Origin of the sequence: Methylomarinum sp. Ch1-1 (assembly GCF_030717995.2) — a bacterium.
Taxonomy (GTDB): domain Bacteria; phylum Pseudomonadota; class Gammaproteobacteria; order Methylococcales; family Methylomonadaceae; genus Methylomarinum; species Methylomarinum roseum.
Map to the genome: position 1 here is coordinate 3,029,348 of NZ_CP157743.1, position 15,743 is coordinate 3,045,090.

The following is a 15,743-nucleotide window of genomic DNA, read 5'->3' on the forward strand; positions in this document are numbered from 1 at the left end:
TTTAGGTTGGGTTTCGCTAAGCTGAGCCTACCGCAGCCGGAGCGCCAGGCAAAAAAAAGGGCGTTGAATACGCCCTTTTCAATCAACGCAGCGCTATGGCTTATTTGATGCTGTCGACGATCTCGTTGAAGGCCTCGACACGTTGTTTGCCGGTCTTGACCAGATCGACACCGGTATCGATCAGCATTTGCAGCAAGCCGGGCGTTTTGTAGACAATCATTCCCAAATAGCCGACGACCGGAATTGCCACGATCGCGCCAAACAGCGTGCTGATACCGACAAAACTTAACAGTTTTGTCAACAGCACAACCAGATCCAGCGGCACCAGAATCAATGCGCCGAAATAGGCCAGCACCATGAAGGTAAACAGTACAAAAACCACAAATTGCAACAGCCTAACCAACGCGACGTTAATTTTATTCATAATATTGTTTTTCCCGAATTGATGTAATGAAGCCCGTCAAATTTTAAGCCGATTATTGCGAATTTCCTGCAAATCAGCCGTAAAATAAAAATCGCCATTATAAAGGAAAACAACGATAATTTCTTTACTTTTCGCAGGCCGACATCATAGCGCGGCGCTTAACGGGCCTAGGCGTTCAGCCGGTGCTTTTATCCCTGCCGGAGGCGGCGACATGAACCGCATCCCTGCCGGAAACCTTGGCCTCGTACAGGGCCTGATCGGCTCGTTTCAGAAAATCCATCAGCCGCTCGGCTTTGTTTAACTGCGCCACGCCGAAACTTGCCGTCACCCTGCTCACTCCGTCTATTTGCTCATCGGAGACTAGCTGTCTTATCTTTCCGGCGACCCGCTCCGCTTCCGCTAAATGCGTGTCTAGCGCGCCACTATTTCTGCGAAAGCTTGTTTTGGGCATCCCAGCCCAAGCAAGCGGCAGAAATTACGTGGCGATTATTGCCTCCGGCGGCCCCGATTCGTCCTGCGTCCGTGCCACTCCGCCATATCATCGTAAACTCGATGCTGGCTCCGTCGCACTCCCACAAATGACTTGACGGCGTTTCGGGAGACCTTTTATTTTGTCTCCACCTTCGCTCTCGCTTCGATTCCGACAAAACAATCGGCCCTACGCCTATCGGGGACTAAAAATCTTCACTTCGCTGCCGCTCCGTTTCCAAGATTTTCAGCGGCGGCAAGATGATCATGAACTCGTCGCCTCCCCAACGGGCCAGCAGGTCTACCCTCCTCAGAGCCGCCTTAAATGAATGAGTGGCAAAACAGAAAATTAACAACAAATACGCCAGGCAGGATGATGATGTGGACTCCTCTTCTTTCCCAGGAGTCCGACATGAATTAAATAACCCGCCCCGCGTACATTGAATGCTTTTAGCCGATCCGCTGCGCGTGCCCCATCTCACGGATGTGGGTAGGGTGTGCTGACGATAGGAAGCGCACCATGTTTCGATGTGCTTCAAGACGATCGGCTTTACATTGGCATCGCAACCGTAGGGCGGATTCGCCGACAGGCAATCCGCCTTTGATACGCACAATGCCAATTTTGCCCCGGTGGCGGTTTTTGGCGGCTTGCTTCGCGAAGCCGCCCTACGTTGGCGGATCCGCTGCGCTTGATCCGCCCTACCGGTGCGGGTAGTTTTTGATGCGCTTCACGCTGTTCAGCACATTCGAAGGCAAGGGTGCTTTGGCGTAGGAGCGCCGCCCAAAGGGATGACGCGATATTGACCAATGTATTGGTTCAGGTATTTTTAATGAGGGAGCCCTGATTCCCTGCCGACACGACGCTTATCCAGGGCTACAGGATCTGGCTGAGAGTTATACGTAATCAAGTAGTAGGAAGGGCCGACAAGGTGCCGGCCTTTATCATCGGTTGTTCACTCAGAACATGGGAGGAAGCATCTAGAGCCAGCTGGCCTTGCTGCTGATATTGATATCAATAATGCATCAGCCCTTGCAAGCGCAGCAACTGTGTTTCGCCGTTGGAACCCTCGACGCCGTCGTTATCGTTGACGATCAACACATCGCCATTTTCCGCAACCGTCATGCCTTCTATTTTTTCCAGCGCCATCCCGCCGCTGGCTTTTAGCGCCGGCAACAAGTCTTGCACCAACACCTTATCGAGCAACGGAAATGACGGTGCGGCCCCCGCCTGAGGTTCCGGCAGCGCAGTCATGCCGCTCACCGAGAATTTGTATAGGCGTTTGATGCGCGCATCGGAATTAGCCTGATTATCGCGTTCGATCACGGCAAATTCATCAGGACCGAGCGCGCTGATTTCCGACAAGCCTACCCAACCGCCGTTAGGCGATTGCGCCTTATCCAACGGATAATAATAGAAACGCCATTCGGCCGCCGCAATATCATAACGTCCGATACGGGCGTAGCCTGTGGGGTCATTGCGCCATTCTCGCTGGAAAGCGACAAACAACACCTCGCGGTCGCCAGCCCCGACCGAAGCGACGCCCTCGAAACCGAAACGTTGCTGCTGGGCGGCGCTGGCGTCAGGCAGTGTGACGACCTCGTTAATCTCACCCGCAGCATCGACATGGACTAGCAAATTGGCGCTCACGTCGCTGCCGGCGCCTTCCGAGGCTATCCAGAATCCGCCGTTCGCGCTGCTGCTGATGCCTTCGGCGTCGAGATTGACGCTGCCATCGGCATTGACCAAGGCGGGTGCGGTCGCCGCCAACTTTCCGAGACTGTCGACCAAGACGATTTCCGCGCTGATGACGGCCAGATGATGCCGAGTATCCAATTTATAAATGCGGCTTTGTTGAAAAAAGCCGTCATGTATTGCATAGACGCTATGCTCCTCGTACAGATCATGCGTCAATCCGGACAAGGCCCCCCACGGTATCGGGCTGCCGTCAGCCCGGTCGGCGGAAATAAGCGTCGGATAAGCGGGCGGCTTTGCTTGCAATTGATAGATGTTCAGCACCGAACGGTAACCCTCTGCGCGCGCATCATTTTCACTGGCGGCGACCAATAGCTTGCGTTGCGGTATGGCTTTAAGGCCTTCCGGACCTAAGCCGGCCGGCAAGGTTTGCCGAAGTTCGAATGAACGGCCGTCTGCGCTGACCTTATAAACGAAAACGACGCTAGATCGTTCCGAGGCGACGAATAAAAACGTGTCATTGCCGTAGCGGCCGACCTCGACATTTTCCGGCTCGTTGCCATGATTATTAGACCGGCCGTCCGGATAATGGCCGGTGCGCACGGCCTCGTGCTCCAACTGATTGCCCGCGCTATAAACGACATGACCGTTTTTGTCGAACACGGTAATGCCACGGCTGCCGCCGTCTAAATCGCCTTCATCGGCAGTCACGAACCATTGTTCCGTCAACCAGGTGACACCATCCGGTTCCCTGGCGCGATGCAGCTGCTCACCGGTCAGGGTGATCAGGGCCGGCTTTTCCTCTTGGGTATCGATATCGAACAAATCGACGTAACCGGCGCTGAAATGATTGATGATCGCGCCACTCGCCAGATCGATCAGCGCCAGGTGATTGTTTTCCTGGAAGGTCACCACGGCGATATTTTGGGCGTTGATATCGACATATTCCGGCTCCGCATCCTCGGGATAGAGATCGGCAATGCCGGCCAGCTGCACATCACGCAATTCCCATTGCTCAGGCTTGCCCACCAGATCGACGATCACCAGAAAACCGCTTTCCCCCTGCGGCAATCGTCCTCCGTTCACATCCTCGTCGCGTTCATTTTCGATGACGACGGCGGCATAGCGTTGATCGGGACTGACGGCGATCGCATCCGGCTGTCCGCCCAGATCGAAAGCGGCGACCTGACGTCTTTTTTTGATGTCGACAACCAGCATTTTTCCGCTGGGATCGTTGAAATCACTGGAGGTATTGACGACGACCAGGGCGTATTTGTCGGCCACGGCGACCGAAGTCGGTTCGCCCTCGACGTCGATAAGACCCAATGCCTGGGGGCGTGATGGATTGACGATGTCGACGAAGCCCAATTTACCGGCAACGCCATCGGTATAAACCAGGGTATTGCCGTCCTTGCTGACATCGACGATTTCGGCGACGCTTTGCTGATCGATATGTGAATTCAGATAAATGGGAAATGAGGCGATTCGGTTGAACGCCTTGTTATGCGCCGGCTCTTCGAAGGCATAAACCGGCCTCGCGATCGCCAATAGTGCTGCAGCCAGCATTAAGCTCGAAAAAAGGCCCCATAAATTAAAACGCATCGTTACTGCTCAAATTGATTCGATGCGCGGATAATATGCCATAAATATTGCAGGATTATGACAACGCCGTAAAAAGCGGCGGATCCCGCCATCGGGACCGACAATGACGTGCTATCAATCGACTGTCTTATTCTTCGTCGTTAGGTTGCTCTAGCACAGGCTGTTTGATCAAAAACAGCTTATGCAGAAAGGCGCCGGCTAAAAAGCCGCCCAGGTGAGACCACCAGGCGACATCGACAGTGACCCCGTCGAATATCATGGCCGTCGTCGCCTTATGCAACTGAATAATCACCCAAAGACCGAGAAAAGCGATGGCCGGAATTTCAAAAAACAGCGGAAAGAAGAAGATCGGTATCATGATGATGACCCTGGCGTAAGGGTACTGAAAAAAATACGCCCCCAAGACTCCGGCAATGGCCCCCGATGCGCCGACGACCGGAAAGACCAATTCCGGATCGTTATACCATTGCACGTAAGTCGCCAATAAACCGCACAGCAGATAAAACACCAGAAAACGCCCATGCCCCATCAAGTCTTCGATATTGTCGGCGAAAATCCATAAAAACAATAGGTTCATGATGATATGCATCCAGCCTCCATGCAGGAAAAGACTGGTCAAAAAAGACAAATAGCCATCGGGGGGGAGACCGAAAGTGATCGCCCATTGCGGATGCGAATAGCGAATGGGAACCATGCCATATAAATAGACGATTTGACGTTGAGATTCTTGCGGCAACAATTGCATCAGCAAGAAAATGACGCTGCAAATCGCCATGATAGACCAGGTAACCACCGGCGTGGTATTGCAGACTACCGTATCTCTGATAGGTATCATTTAACGACCTCAAGGGTTATTTTAAAAAGCCCGGACCGCCTTCAGAACAGTTCATCCCAGGCCTTTTCCAGTCTTTTAGCAGAAACAGGATAAGCGGTTTTGAGCTGTTGGGCAAACAAAGAAACTCGGAACTCCTCCAGGCTCCAGCGAAACGGTTGCTGCTCCGGAATCACAGTTTCCGTTTTCATTTTCTGTTCGACACGTTTCCAATAGCGCCGCCAAAAACGCAGCAACTCCTGCATTTTGCGGTCGTCGTCCTTGCGTTTCTGTAGGCGGTAAACGACGGCCTTCAGATAGCGCGGCAGGCATTTCAATTGCTGATAAGGCGTATGACGCAAAAAACCTTTGAATAACAGCAAGGACAGTTGCTCCCCGACATCATCGGCGATAGCGCCGAGGCCGGGTTGCTTTAATTGTTTCCTGATCTCGGCGTACTGTTCCGCGATGTCGTTCAACAACACTCCGACCTCATTGGCGACGCTGACTAATTGTTTTTTTCGCTCGGTCAGCGTTTGTTCAAACTGCTGCTGGGAGCGTATGTCCTGTTGTTGCACGAACACGGCGGCAAACACCGCAAACAACAGGTCTTCGCGAAATTCGCCGCCTTCGCGTTCGGGCAGCAGAGGATGGACCGGCAGTTGACTGAACAACATCGTGGTCGCTTGTTTCAGCGGCATGTTTTTTTGCAGGTAGCGACACTCCTTGCGGCAGTATAATTGAAACAAGCGATTCAACCCCGCCAGATGGGCTTGTCTGGCCTTGTCTCGGGTATCGAAAATACGCACGCCTACCGCGTCTTTTTCATCGATGATCGCCGGATAACCGACAAAGGACTGGCCTTTCTGCATGAATTTCCAGGTTTCCGGCAGGTCATCGAAGGCCCAGGCGATACAACCGCTATAGTTCAATTCATCGGCGGCGAGCTGATCGAAGCTGTCCCCGGCCGTTTGCGCATACTTTTTCTGCAGTTTATCGAGATTGCGGCCATAGGCAAGCGACCGACCTTTTTCATCGACGACGCGAAAATTCATCTTCAAGTGTTCCGGCAAGCCCTCCGGCTGCCATTCGTTCAGCGGAATCGACTCGCCGGTCAATTGACGCAAGCGCTTGCCTAGCCATTCATACAGCGAACCCTTGAAGTCCGGCTCGATCTCGAGACAACGTTTGGCCGTTTGCGGCACCGGCACAAAATGTTTGCGCAACTGCTTAGGCAGGGTCTTGATCAAGGCGATGATTTTTTCTTCCAGCATGCCCGGCACCAACCAGTCGAATGGCTGCATGCGCAGCTGATTAAGCTGGTGCACCGGCACGATCACGGTGACGCCGTCTTCGTCATGACCCGGCTCGAAGCGATAATGCAGATCCAGGGTCAAATCGCCGATTTTCTTGCTATCCGGAAAATCCCATTCATTGACCTGCTCGTCGTCGCTACGCGTTAGGTCATCCTTGGTTAGGAACAAAATTTTCGGATGGTCTTTTTCCGCCTTCTTGCGCCATTGATCCAAGGTGATGCCGTTGACCACCGACTCGGGCAGTTTTTTATCGTAAAATTGGTACAGCCACTCCTCGTCCTCGACCAAGTCGACGCGGCGCCCTTTATGCTGAATATAACCGACCTCTTCCAACAGCTTTTGATTGGCCTTGAAGAACGGCGCGTTGGTGTGATAATCCTGAGCGACCAGGCCGCAGCGTATGAAAATTTCCCGCGCCGCTTTCGGATCGATGCGCTCATAGGGGATTTTACGTTTCGACTGCAGCGTCAAGCCGTACAGCAAAGTACGCTCATAAACGGCGCAGCGTCCGGCCTTTTTTTCCCAATGAGGATCGTAATAATTACGCTTGACCAGGTGCTGGGCGCATTCTTCGACCCATTCAGGCTCTATCTTGGCGACGGTGCGCGCATAAACCTTCGAAGTTTCCACCTGTTCGGCGGCCATCAGCCATTTCGGCCGCGCCTTATGCTGACCGGAACCGGGAAAGATATAGAATTTCAGATTGCGGGCGCCCAGATATTCATATTGCTCATGGCGGAAACCGATATTGGACAATAAGCCGGTCAACAGAGCGCGATGGATTTCGCCATAGCCGGCCTCGACCTGATTGGGCCTCAATTTCAGCTCGCCCTTGATCACCTGCATGATCTGAACATGAATGTCATACCATTCGCGCATGCGGATATAGGACAGAAAAGTGTCACGGCAATACTTGCGCAACTTGTTGTTGGACAGGTGTTTTTTCTGTTCCTCGTAATGATTCCAAAGATTGAGCAGGGTCAGAAAATCGGAATCCTCGGCCTTGAACTGGGCATGCTTGCTTTCCGCCTGCTGCATCTTGTCCGCTGGCTTTTCCCGGGGATCTTGAATGCTCAACCCCGACACGATAATCGCCACCTCGGTCAGGCAATTCTGCTTGGCCGCGGCGAGCAGCATGCGCGCCAGCTTGGGGTCGGTGGGTATCTTAGCCAGCTGTCTACCGGTTTCGGTCAACTTGCCTTGTTTATCCAAGGCATTGACTTCGTGCAGGACATTCTTGCCATCCCGAATCATCTTGTCTTCCGGCGGCTCGACAAAAGGAAAGTCCTCAATATCGCCGAGTTTCAGCGCGGTCATCTGCAACATCACCGACGACAGATTGGTACGCAGGATTTCCGGTTCGGTAAACTGCGGGCGGCTGTTGAAATCCTCTTCCGAATAGAGACGTATGCAAATGCCCTCGGCAACCCGGCCGCAGCGTCCCGCCCGTTGATTGGCGCTGGCCTGGGAAATCTTTTCGATCGGCAGACGCTGGATCTTACTGCGATGGCTGTAGCGGCTGATGCGGGCATGACCGCTGTCGATGACGCCGCGTATGCCGGGTACGGTCAACGAGGTTTCGGCGACATTGGTCGACAACACGATACGCAAGCGCCCGCTGCTTTTGAACACCCGCTCCTGTTCGCTGACGCTGAGTTTAGAATACAGCGGCAGGATTTCGTAACGATTGCTATGATGCTTTTTCAGCGCATCGGCCGTTTCCCGGATCTCCCGCTCGCCATTTAAGAAAATCAAGATGTCGCCGCGCAAGTCACGGTGCAGCTCATCGACGGCATCGAGTATACCCTGTTGCAAGTCGGCCGAGGTCTCATCATCTTCCTCGATCAATTCGATCGGTCGATAGCGAATTTCCACCGGATAGGTGCGCCCGGAAACTTCGATGATCGGCGCATCATCGAAATGCTTGGAAAAACGTTGCGGATCGATGGTCGCAGAGGTGATGATCAGCTTTAAATCGGGTCTTTTCGGCAACAGCCATTTTAAATAACCGAGCAAAAAATCGATATTCAGACTGCGCTCGTGGGCTTCGTCGATGATGATCGTGTCATATTGATTCAGGTAAGGGTCGTTTTGACTTTCCGCCAATAGGATGCCGTCGGTCATCAGCTTGACCAACGACTGTTCATGGGTTTTGTCATGGAAACGCACCTTGTAACCGACGGACTTGCCGACCGATTCGCCCAGTTCCTCGGCGATCCGGTCGGAAACGGTGCGGGCGGCGATACGGCGCGGTTGGGTGTGACCGATGAAACCGGCTTCTCCCCGGCCTATCGACAAACAGATTTTCGGCAACTGAGTAGTTTTGCCGGAACCGGTTTCGCCGCAAACGATGACGACCTGATTTTTTTCGATCAAGTGGGCGATATCGTCTTTTTTGTCGGTGACCGGTAAATCGGGATAATTAATCGCCGGCCTCGTCGCTTTCCGCCGGCTTCGCCTGGCGATGGAGCGCTCGATACGAGCGGCTAAGGCGGCGACCTTATCGGCGGGATTGTTGCCTTTTTGATATTCGCTGCGTAAACGATCCAACTGCCTTTTGCAAGCATGTCTGTCGACATTCATGCAGGCGGATAATTGACGTGAAAGTTGTTTCAGGGTGTCGGCTACTGACATTAATGATAACAGTACAAAATTGAACTATTATATACTCTGTATCATTGAACTTCATCGCGATCAATGAATTACAACCTAGGCCGGTCAAATCATCACCGGGATACTTATGCTGTCATCCGTTCCTCCTTCCATCGATATCAGCGCTAGCCACGCCGCGGCGCATGCGAGCGGCAAAACCGAGTCATCGCCGGAGGCGAAAACGTCATCCGCGCAGGCGGCTAATGCCGACGCGCTTACGCTACAGGAACAACGCAGCGTTGAACAGTTAAAAGCGCGCGATCAAGAAGTCAGGACTCATGAACAAGCTCACATCAGCGCTGCCTCGGGCATCGCTGTCGGTGGCGCAAGCTTCACCTTCGCCACCGGTCCTGACGGCCGCCGCTACGCGATTGGCGGTGAAGTCAACATCGATATTTCCGAAGTCCCCGGTGATCCCGAGGCGACCCTGAGAAAAGCCGAATTGATCAAGAGAGCGGCGCTGGCCCCCGCTCAGCCTTCATCACAAGACCGCCGCGTCGCCAGCAGCGCGACAGCGATGGCCAGCAAAGCCCAAGCTGAGCTGCTGCAACAGGGCAGCGACCCGCAAATCGGAGGAACTATCGACCTGAGTGCATGAGACGTTTTTCACTCTGGAACTGAAGTTTTTTAGGAAAACGCTGAAAAAAACCATCCCTCTGACACCGATTTAATCAGACTTCCTTAGGCGTTGATAAACTCGACGGCAAATCCCTGGCCCTGTTCGATTCTAATAACTTTCGCCTGTTGGATCGGCGCATCTTCGAACTCCATCGTTTTGACACCGACCACGTCCCCTTCCTTAACCAACCCCTGATCGCCGCACGACAAAAACAGGCCGCTTTCGGATAAGTCGCGGAGACTGACGATCAACGTTTCACCAGGCGAGGTCATCAGTTGAATTTTAGCATGGTGTTTGAGGCGCTGATGCCTACGTTTATTTGTTTCAGTCATTTTTATTTACGCAAGATTAAAAAAACGCCGCTGACTATCGCCAGTATCGCCAGCGTTAAACCGCTATAGGGAAAGCTAACGTGAAAGAGTTGAATGCAGCTACTTAAAATCAACCAAATAGCCAATAAAAGTAATCCAATATCTCCAAAACGCGATTTAATCACAGATAATAACAGGATCGCGCCAGTGATCAAGGCCAGCGCCGCCAGCAGCGGGATTTGATAGGCGAAATGCCAATGGGTCAGTTTAAGCAGCGCATCGGTTATCAACCATAACGCCAGCAACAATAAGCCAACAGCTTTCATTGAACTCCTTATATTTCTTTTAATAAACGATTGCAGTCACTGTGTTCCAGACTGGCGAACCATTCCTCGTTCAATGAGGAAAAACGATCCAACCCCTTGTCTGCCGGCAGACGATTCCTGCCGGCGGTATCCAAGGCCTTGATCACGTTAAGCACGGTAATTTGATTAATATCATAAGCCGGTTGATAGAGGCTTGAATCATCCTCCCCAGCCTTCAACTCGACGATTAACCGGCTATCGAGCAGAATCTGTAAGGTCTTTTGCACGACCGACAGCGGCAGATTCAACCGCGCCGAAATAGCCTCGCTATTCAAGGCCTCGTCGGCCGAGACGAAGAGAGTGACGATCAAATGCATCACTTGCAAGGCGATGTTTCTGCGCAGAGCGAGGCTTAAGTCGGAAAACTTTTCGTTATGACAGTAACTGCGATAATTTTGAATATAAAAACTAATCTCGCAGCCTAATAACACGACAAACCAGCCCAACTGCAGCCAGATCAAAAATAATGGCAAGGCTGCGAAGCTGCCGTAGATGGCGTTATAACTGGACGCTCCCAACTGCAAGCTCAAATAGGCCCACTGCACCCATTGATAGAGCACCCCGGTGACGATGCCGGCGATGGCGGCGGCCTTCAGTTCGACTTGCCGGTTCGGCATGAACATGAACACGATGGAAAATAAAATCGCCATGATCAGAAACGGCGAGAAGCTTAAGCCATAAAGCACCAACCTGGCCGCCCATTCCGGCAAATGCATGACCTCCATCAGCCAGGTCACCTGGGTTTTGACGAACACGGTGATACTGCCGGAGGCAATCAACAGCACCGGAGCCAACAACATGATCGACAAATAATCACTGACCTTTCTCGCCCAGGAGCGATTCAGAGCAATTTTCCAAATATGGTTGAAGGATTCCTCGATATTGCCGATCACCTTGATGACTGTCCATAGCAACAGCACGACCCCGATACCGGCCACTACCCCGCCCTTGGTATTAGCCAACATGTTTTCGGCGAATTCGATCAACTGTATCATCAAGGCATCCTGTTCCGGCGTCTGTTCCAGCAAACGGTCGCGCAACATTTTTTCGAAGCCGAAACCTTTGGCAATGCCGAATAACATCGCAATCACCGGTACAATCGACAGCAACGTGTAGAGGGTCAATGCGGAAGCGCGCAGCGGACATAAATCCTTGACAAAGCCCTGGGTCGATAACAAGGTGACTCTTAAGGTTTTTACCGCCATGACTTCTAGCCGGCCTAGCCTTTCATCGGGCAGCAACCATACCCCTTCTTTTATAAACTCAGTGATTTTGTTTATCATTTCCACTGTATTCGTATGCCATCGATGCGATAATCAATTAAGCTTAACCGTTAACAGCAAAAAAACAAGCATGCCCGTTAAATCCGAATTGCAAAAATTTTCGACCACACTGTTTCTGATCGTATTTGTCGCCATCAGTTATTTTGGCCTCGGCTTGTTGGGTTTACAACTCGCTGTGCCTCCCAGCCAGGCGGGAGCGGTCTGGCCGCCGGCAGGCATCGCCCTGGCCGCCATCTTGCTTTGCGGTCCACGCATTTGGCCCGGCATTTTCATCGGCAATTTCTGCATCAGCGCCTGGGCCTTCGGCTTCAATCCGCAATCGGTCATAATCTACCTGGCCACCGGCGCGGGCGCCACGCTGTGCGCCTATGTCGCCTATCTGTTGATACGCCACTATATCGGCATACCCAATGATTTGATAAAGAACAAAGACATACTCCAGTTCGTGCTGATCGGCGGCCCGCTCAGTTGCCTGATACCGGCGACGATCGGCATCAGCACAATGTTTTTCACCGGCATCCTCAGCTGGACGGAAATAGCGGCCAACTGGTTCAGTTGGTGGGTAGGCGACACGATCGGCGCACTAATCTTCACCCCCTTGATCCTAACTCTGTTTTCTCAGGACAGCCCGGTGTGGAAGCGGCGGCGAGTAATATTGACATTGCCGTTAATCGCCACTTTCGTATTGGTCATCCTATTCTTTTTCTATGTGCAAAAACTCGAATATGCCCGCCAACGGGAACAATTTGCCGACCAATCGAACCTCCTCACCAATGCCTTCAGTACACGAGTGCAAAGTCAGTTGAGAAACCTGGAAGCTATTCATCGTTTTTTCATCAGCTCGAACGAAATAACGAAACAGGAATTCGACACCTTTACTCATTCGTCACTGGCGCGATTTCCGGAACTGAAATCGATACGCTGGATAAAGCCCGATGCCGAAAACAAGCTGACAGTGAAATACCAGCTAAAAAAGGCCGGTTTTCCAGCCAATCTCGATACGATTCCGACGCCGATACAGTCGCTGTTCGATAACCCTTACTTTTTATCAACCGGCTCAGCCACCTTTCTGAGGCAGTCTGAAAACCTCCTAGACTTGTTCATCCCTGTCTATCAAAAAACCGGCACGCGGCAAATCAAAACGGCCGGGGTGATTTCGATATCCATATCGGTCCATGAGCTGATATCGGCAATTCTGGAAAACACGCCACTCCCACGCCTCAGCCTGGCAATCGTCGATTCCGCCAGCGGCCTCGAGCTTTTTAACAATCTCGGTCAGGCATCGCTGCTGAACGACACTCTCCAACATCGTTTGAATATCGCCAACCAAGAATGGCTGCTGTTCTACGGTCTGCAGATCCATATCGACAATCATACGTACTGGGCGATGTGGTGGGTCATCATCAGCGGCTTATTGTTTACCAGTCTGCTGGGCACCGGCCTGTTGCTGCTGACCGGGCGCTATTTCGAAACGGAGGCGATCGTCACCGAACGCACCGCCGAATTACTCGCGGCAAAAAACCATGCCGAAGCCGCCAATCAGGCAAAATCACGCTTTATTTCCAATATCAGCCATGAATTGCGTACGCCGTTGAACGGCATACTCGGCTTCACCCAACTGTTGCAAAAAAAAGCTCAGTTATCGGACGATGACCTTAAACAGATTAATATCATCGACCATTGCGGCAATCATTTATTAAGTCTAATCAATGATCTGCTCGACATTTCCAGGATAGAAACCAATAAAATTACGATCCAAAACCGGCCATTCGAGTTAAACGCCTTTCTCGATGACATCGTTTCCATTTTCAAGCTGAAGGCGGAAAACAAAAACTTATATTTCATGTTCAACAAGCATCATGATCTAACCACGATTAACAGCGATGAAAATCGTTTGCGACAAATCTTGGTGAACCTGCTCAATAACGCGATCAAATTCACCGATCAAGGCTATGTCAGTTTGTCTGTCGCAAGCGATGCAAACAAACTGATTTTCACCATCGAGGATAGCGGATGCGGCATTTCCGAGGAAAACCAGAAACTGGTTTTTTCACCGTTTGTACAAATCGATGAACAGGAGTTTTCCAAGGAAGGAGTCGGACTTGGGCTGGCCATTACCCAAGAACTGATTCGATTGATGGGCGGCACCATCTCCCTGACCAGCCAGCTTAACCGGGGCAGTCGTTTCACGGTCTCGATGCCGATACAGAATGAAATCGAACAGCAGCAGCCCTCGACAGCCGACCACGCCTCGGCCTTAGGCCTCGCTAAAGATATCAACATTTTGGTTGCCGATGATAATGAAATCAATATCCTGCTTTTTTCCCACATGCTCAATGAATTCAACTGTCGTTACGATGTCGCCACCGATGGCGAAGAAGCCTGGCATATGTTACAAAAACATCATTACCATCTGGCGCTGATTGATTTGAATATGCCGAAATTATCCGGCTTGCAATTGCTAGGCAAGATCAAAGAGCAAGGCTTTCCGCTGACCACTGTCGCGATCAGCGCCTATGCAGAAAAAGACATCATCAACAATGCCCTGAATGCCGGCTTCGATCATTATTTGACCAAACCGGTCGACGCCCAAACTTTAAAGAAACTCATTTGCAACATAGTAAGCAACCATGAATAAAGATAATTTGTTCCCGACCCTGATAATGAACCTGGCAATGATCCTGTTTTGCGGCGAGCTGTCGGCCGCGCCTTGGCCAGAAATTCAATTACAACGCGATTTAACGCCGTCTTCATTGACAAGCACAACGGTCGAGGTGCCCAAGGACCCGGTTTACCAAACCGCTAAACACTACCGGGCTTATCCGCTGAAAGGCATCATCGATGAACTAAGCGCCGATTATGCCGGCGATCTGCAACAAGCGGTGCTAGTGTTTACCGCTATCGACGGTTATAAGGTTTCGATGGCTTATCCCGACGCCTTGGAGGAGCAAGGCTACCTGGCCTTCCGTGATCTTGACGCCAACGAAAATGATTGGATCGCTTTTAAATTTGGCAAGGAAAAGATCACTCCGGCGCCTTATTATTTGGTTTGGAGCAAAGCCGATATCGATAAATGGCGTTACCCTTGGCCTTTTCAATTAAGCCGCATCACTTTGCAACCGGCCAGAATTTATTTCGGCAAGGCGGCACCGGTTTCTACAAACGACAAAATCAGCCGGGGGTTTGCCGAATTCAGCCGCTACTGCATACGCTGCCATGCCGTCAATGGCAGCGGCGGCAGCGTCGGCCCCGAATTAAATGCGCCTCAAAACGTTAGCGAACGCTATGCCGACAAACAATTAACCGGCTTGATATTGAACAACCCGGCCTATCGCCCGAACAGTAAAATGCCCGTTTTTGCCGAACTTTTGAACGATGCCCAGGTGAACAGTATCCTGGCCTATCTAAAAGCGATGAAATCACACAAGCAAGCGGTCAATGAAACTGATTAACACGGCCCTGGTGCTATCGATATTGACCTCTTCTGCCCATGCCTTCGACTGGAGCAGCAGCAACATACAATTACTCTATGGCGGCGATTTCGAGCTGGGTGATCGCGACCGAACGACAGTCACGGTCGAGCACGCTCACGGCTGGCAATACGGCAGCAACTTTTTTTTCGTCGATATGGTCAGCCGCAATGATATCGGCGTCGAAGTTTATGCCGAAGTGTATTCCTATATCAGCCTGAGCAAGGTTAGCGGCAATAACATCGGTTTCGGACCGGTCAACGATATTTCGCTGCTGGCGGGCGTCAATATCAGTAACAAACCGGAGCAGGACAACTTCAAGGCCTATCTGGCCGGCGTCAGCTTCGACCTGAACAATCAGTGGTTCGATTACCTGCAATTGGACGCCGCCGTCTACAAGGATGACAGCGTTTCGGGCAAATATGGTCTGCAATTCACGCCGGTCTGGAGCCTGCCTTTCAGCATTGCCGGCATCAAAGCCAAGTTCCGCGGGTTTGCCGATTTCAGAACCGGCAATACCAACAACTCCGGCAACGTCCATATCCTGGCGCAACCGCAAATGTTGATCGATGTCGGCGACCTGGTCGGCTGGAAAAGCGACAAGTTTTACATTGGCGCCGAATATATGTATTGGTACAACAAATTCGGCCTGGACAACGTCGAGGAATCGACGGTGCAAGGCATGATGATTGCCTTCTTCTAACCCGTTAGTTTATGCGGCCACGGCTA

Annotated in this window: 13 protein-coding genes; 4 read left to right on the plus strand and 9 right to left on the minus strand. The window is 51.7% G+C overall.

What is annotated here, in order from left to right; translation table 11 throughout:
* Positions 1-100: 100 nt before the first annotated feature.
* From Q9L42_RS13945 to hrpA, 6 genes are all read right to left on the minus strand, one after another.
* Positions 101-424 (minus strand): hypothetical protein, encoded by a 324-nt coding sequence (locus Q9L42_RS13945; RefSeq protein ID WP_305907797.1) that lies wholly within the window; start codon positions 422-424, stop codon positions 101-103.
* A gap of 175 nt (positions 425-599) precedes the next feature.
* The gene (locus Q9L42_RS13950) at positions 600-875 is read right to left on the minus strand and encodes a diguanylate cyclase domain-containing protein (protein ID WP_305907796.1); all 276 of its coding nucleotides are present in this window, start codon (positions 873-875) and stop codon (positions 600-602) included.
* A 223-nt stretch (positions 876-1,098) separates the two neighbouring features.
* The gene (locus Q9L42_RS21485) at positions 1,099-1,374 is read right to left on the minus strand and encodes a diguanylate cyclase domain-containing protein (protein WP_432648904.1); all 276 of its coding nucleotides are present in this window, start codon (positions 1,372-1,374) and stop codon (positions 1,099-1,101) included.
* 530 nt (positions 1,375-1,904) lie between these two features.
* Positions 1,905-4,187: an esterase-like activity of phytase family protein gene (locus Q9L42_RS13955; RefSeq protein WP_349431265.1), complete on the minus strand. Its 2,283-nt coding sequence runs from the start codon at positions 4,185-4,187 to the stop codon at positions 1,905-1,907.
* A 127-nt stretch (positions 4,188-4,314) separates the two neighbouring features.
* A complete protein-coding gene (locus Q9L42_RS13960; RefSeq protein WP_349431266.1) occupies positions 4,315-5,022 on the minus strand; it encodes a rhomboid family intramembrane serine protease in 708 nt (235 codons plus the stop codon).
* A 41-nt stretch (positions 5,023-5,063) separates the two neighbouring features.
* The gene (gene hrpA / locus Q9L42_RS13965; protein WP_349431267.1) at positions 5,064-8,948 is read right to left on the minus strand and encodes an ATP-dependent RNA helicase HrpA; all 3,885 of its coding nucleotides are present in this window, start codon (positions 8,946-8,948) and stop codon (positions 5,064-5,066) included.
* A gap of 106 nt (positions 8,949-9,054) precedes the next feature.
* Here hrpA and Q9L42_RS13970 point away from each other — a divergent pair, with 106 nt between their 5' ends.
* On the plus strand, positions 9,055-9,564 hold the full coding sequence (locus Q9L42_RS13970; RefSeq protein WP_305907791.1) for a putative metalloprotease CJM1_0395 family protein: 510 nt from the start codon (positions 9,055-9,057) through the stop codon (positions 9,562-9,564).
* Between the two features lie 83 nt (positions 9,565-9,647).
* On the opposite strand, the gene Q9L42_RS13975 is transcribed toward Q9L42_RS13970, so the two are convergent.
* The 3 genes from Q9L42_RS13975 to Q9L42_RS13985 are packed head-to-tail and all read right to left on the minus strand — an operon-like array spanning position 9,648 to position 11,544.
* The gene (locus Q9L42_RS13975) at positions 9,648-9,917 is read right to left on the minus strand and encodes a PilZ domain-containing protein (protein ID WP_349431268.1); all 270 of its coding nucleotides are present in this window, start codon (positions 9,915-9,917) and stop codon (positions 9,648-9,650) included.
* A 2-nt stretch (positions 9,918-9,919) separates the two neighbouring features.
* Complete coding sequence (locus tag Q9L42_RS13980) at positions 9,920-10,222, minus strand: hypothetical protein (protein ID WP_305907789.1); 303 nt, start codon at positions 10,220-10,222, stop codon at positions 9,920-9,922.
* 8 nt (positions 10,223-10,230) lie between these two features.
* Positions 10,231-11,544: a YihY/virulence factor BrkB family protein gene (locus Q9L42_RS13985; RefSeq protein ID WP_305907788.1), complete on the minus strand. Its 1,314-nt coding sequence runs from the start codon at positions 11,542-11,544 to the stop codon at positions 10,231-10,233.
* 70 nt (positions 11,545-11,614) lie between these two features.
* Between Q9L42_RS13985 and Q9L42_RS13990 the strand changes: the two genes are divergently transcribed.
* The 3 genes from Q9L42_RS13990 to Q9L42_RS14000 are packed head-to-tail and all read left to right on the plus strand — an operon-like array spanning position 11,615 to position 15,717.
* Positions 11,615-14,182 (plus strand): ATP-binding protein, encoded by a 2,568-nt coding sequence (locus Q9L42_RS13990; RefSeq protein WP_349431269.1) that lies wholly within the window; start codon positions 11,615-11,617, stop codon positions 14,180-14,182.
* The gene (locus Q9L42_RS13995; protein ID WP_305907785.1) at positions 14,175-14,996 is read left to right on the plus strand and encodes a c-type cytochrome; all 822 of its coding nucleotides are present in this window, start codon (positions 14,175-14,177) and stop codon (positions 14,994-14,996) included. The genes Q9L42_RS13990 and Q9L42_RS13995 overlap by 8 nt, the downstream gene beginning before the upstream one ends.
* Positions 14,983-15,717 carry a DUF5020 family protein gene (locus Q9L42_RS14000; RefSeq protein WP_349431270.1) on the plus strand — a complete coding sequence of 245 codons (735 nt, stop codon included), beginning with the start codon at positions 14,983-14,985 and terminating at the stop codon, positions 15,715-15,717. The genes Q9L42_RS13995 and Q9L42_RS14000 overlap by 14 nt, the downstream gene beginning before the upstream one ends.
* The last annotated feature ends 26 nt before the right edge of the window (positions 15,718-15,743 follow it).

Bases quoted from the DNA above. Each gene is read 5' to 3' on its own strand.
- Q9L42_RS13970 (WP_305907791.1), top strand. From the start codon at position 9,055: ATGCTGTCATCCGTTCCTCCTTCCATCGATATCAGCGCTAGCCACGCC.
- Q9L42_RS14000 (WP_349431270.1), top strand. From the start codon at position 14,983: ATGAAACTGATTAACACGGCCCTGGTGCTATCGATATTGACCTCTTCT.
- Q9L42_RS13975 (WP_349431268.1), bottom strand. From the start codon at position 9,917: ATGACTGAAACAAATAAACGTAGGCATCAGCGCCTCAAACACCATGCT.
- Q9L42_RS13985 (WP_305907788.1), bottom strand. From the start codon at position 11,544: ATGATAAACAAAATCACTGAGTTTATAAAAGAAGGGGTATGGTTGCTG.
- Q9L42_RS13945 (WP_305907797.1), bottom strand. From the start codon at position 424: ATGAATAAAATTAACGTCGCGTTGGTTAGGCTGTTGCAATTTGTGGTT.
- hrpA (WP_349431267.1), bottom strand. From the start codon at position 8,948: ATGTCAGTAGCCGACACCCTGAAACAACTTTCACGTCAATTATCCGCC.
- Q9L42_RS13955 (WP_349431265.1), bottom strand. From the start codon at position 4,187: ATGCGTTTTAATTTATGGGGCCTTTTTTCGAGCTTAATGCTGGCTGCA.
- Q9L42_RS13990 (WP_349431269.1), top strand. From the start codon at position 11,615: ATGCCCGTTAAATCCGAATTGCAAAAATTTTCGACCACACTGTTTCTG.
- Q9L42_RS13995 (WP_305907785.1), top strand. From the start codon at position 14,175: ATGAATAAAGATAATTTGTTCCCGACCCTGATAATGAACCTGGCAATG.
- Q9L42_RS13950 (WP_305907796.1), bottom strand. From the start codon at position 875: ATGCCCAAAACAAGCTTTCGCAGAAATAGTGGCGCGCTAGACACGCAT.
- Q9L42_RS13980 (WP_305907789.1), bottom strand. From the start codon at position 10,222: ATGAAAGCTGTTGGCTTATTGTTGCTGGCGTTATGGTTGATAACCGAT.
- Q9L42_RS13960 (WP_349431266.1), bottom strand. From the start codon at position 5,022: ATGATACCTATCAGAGATACGGTAGTCTGCAATACCACGCCGGTGGTT.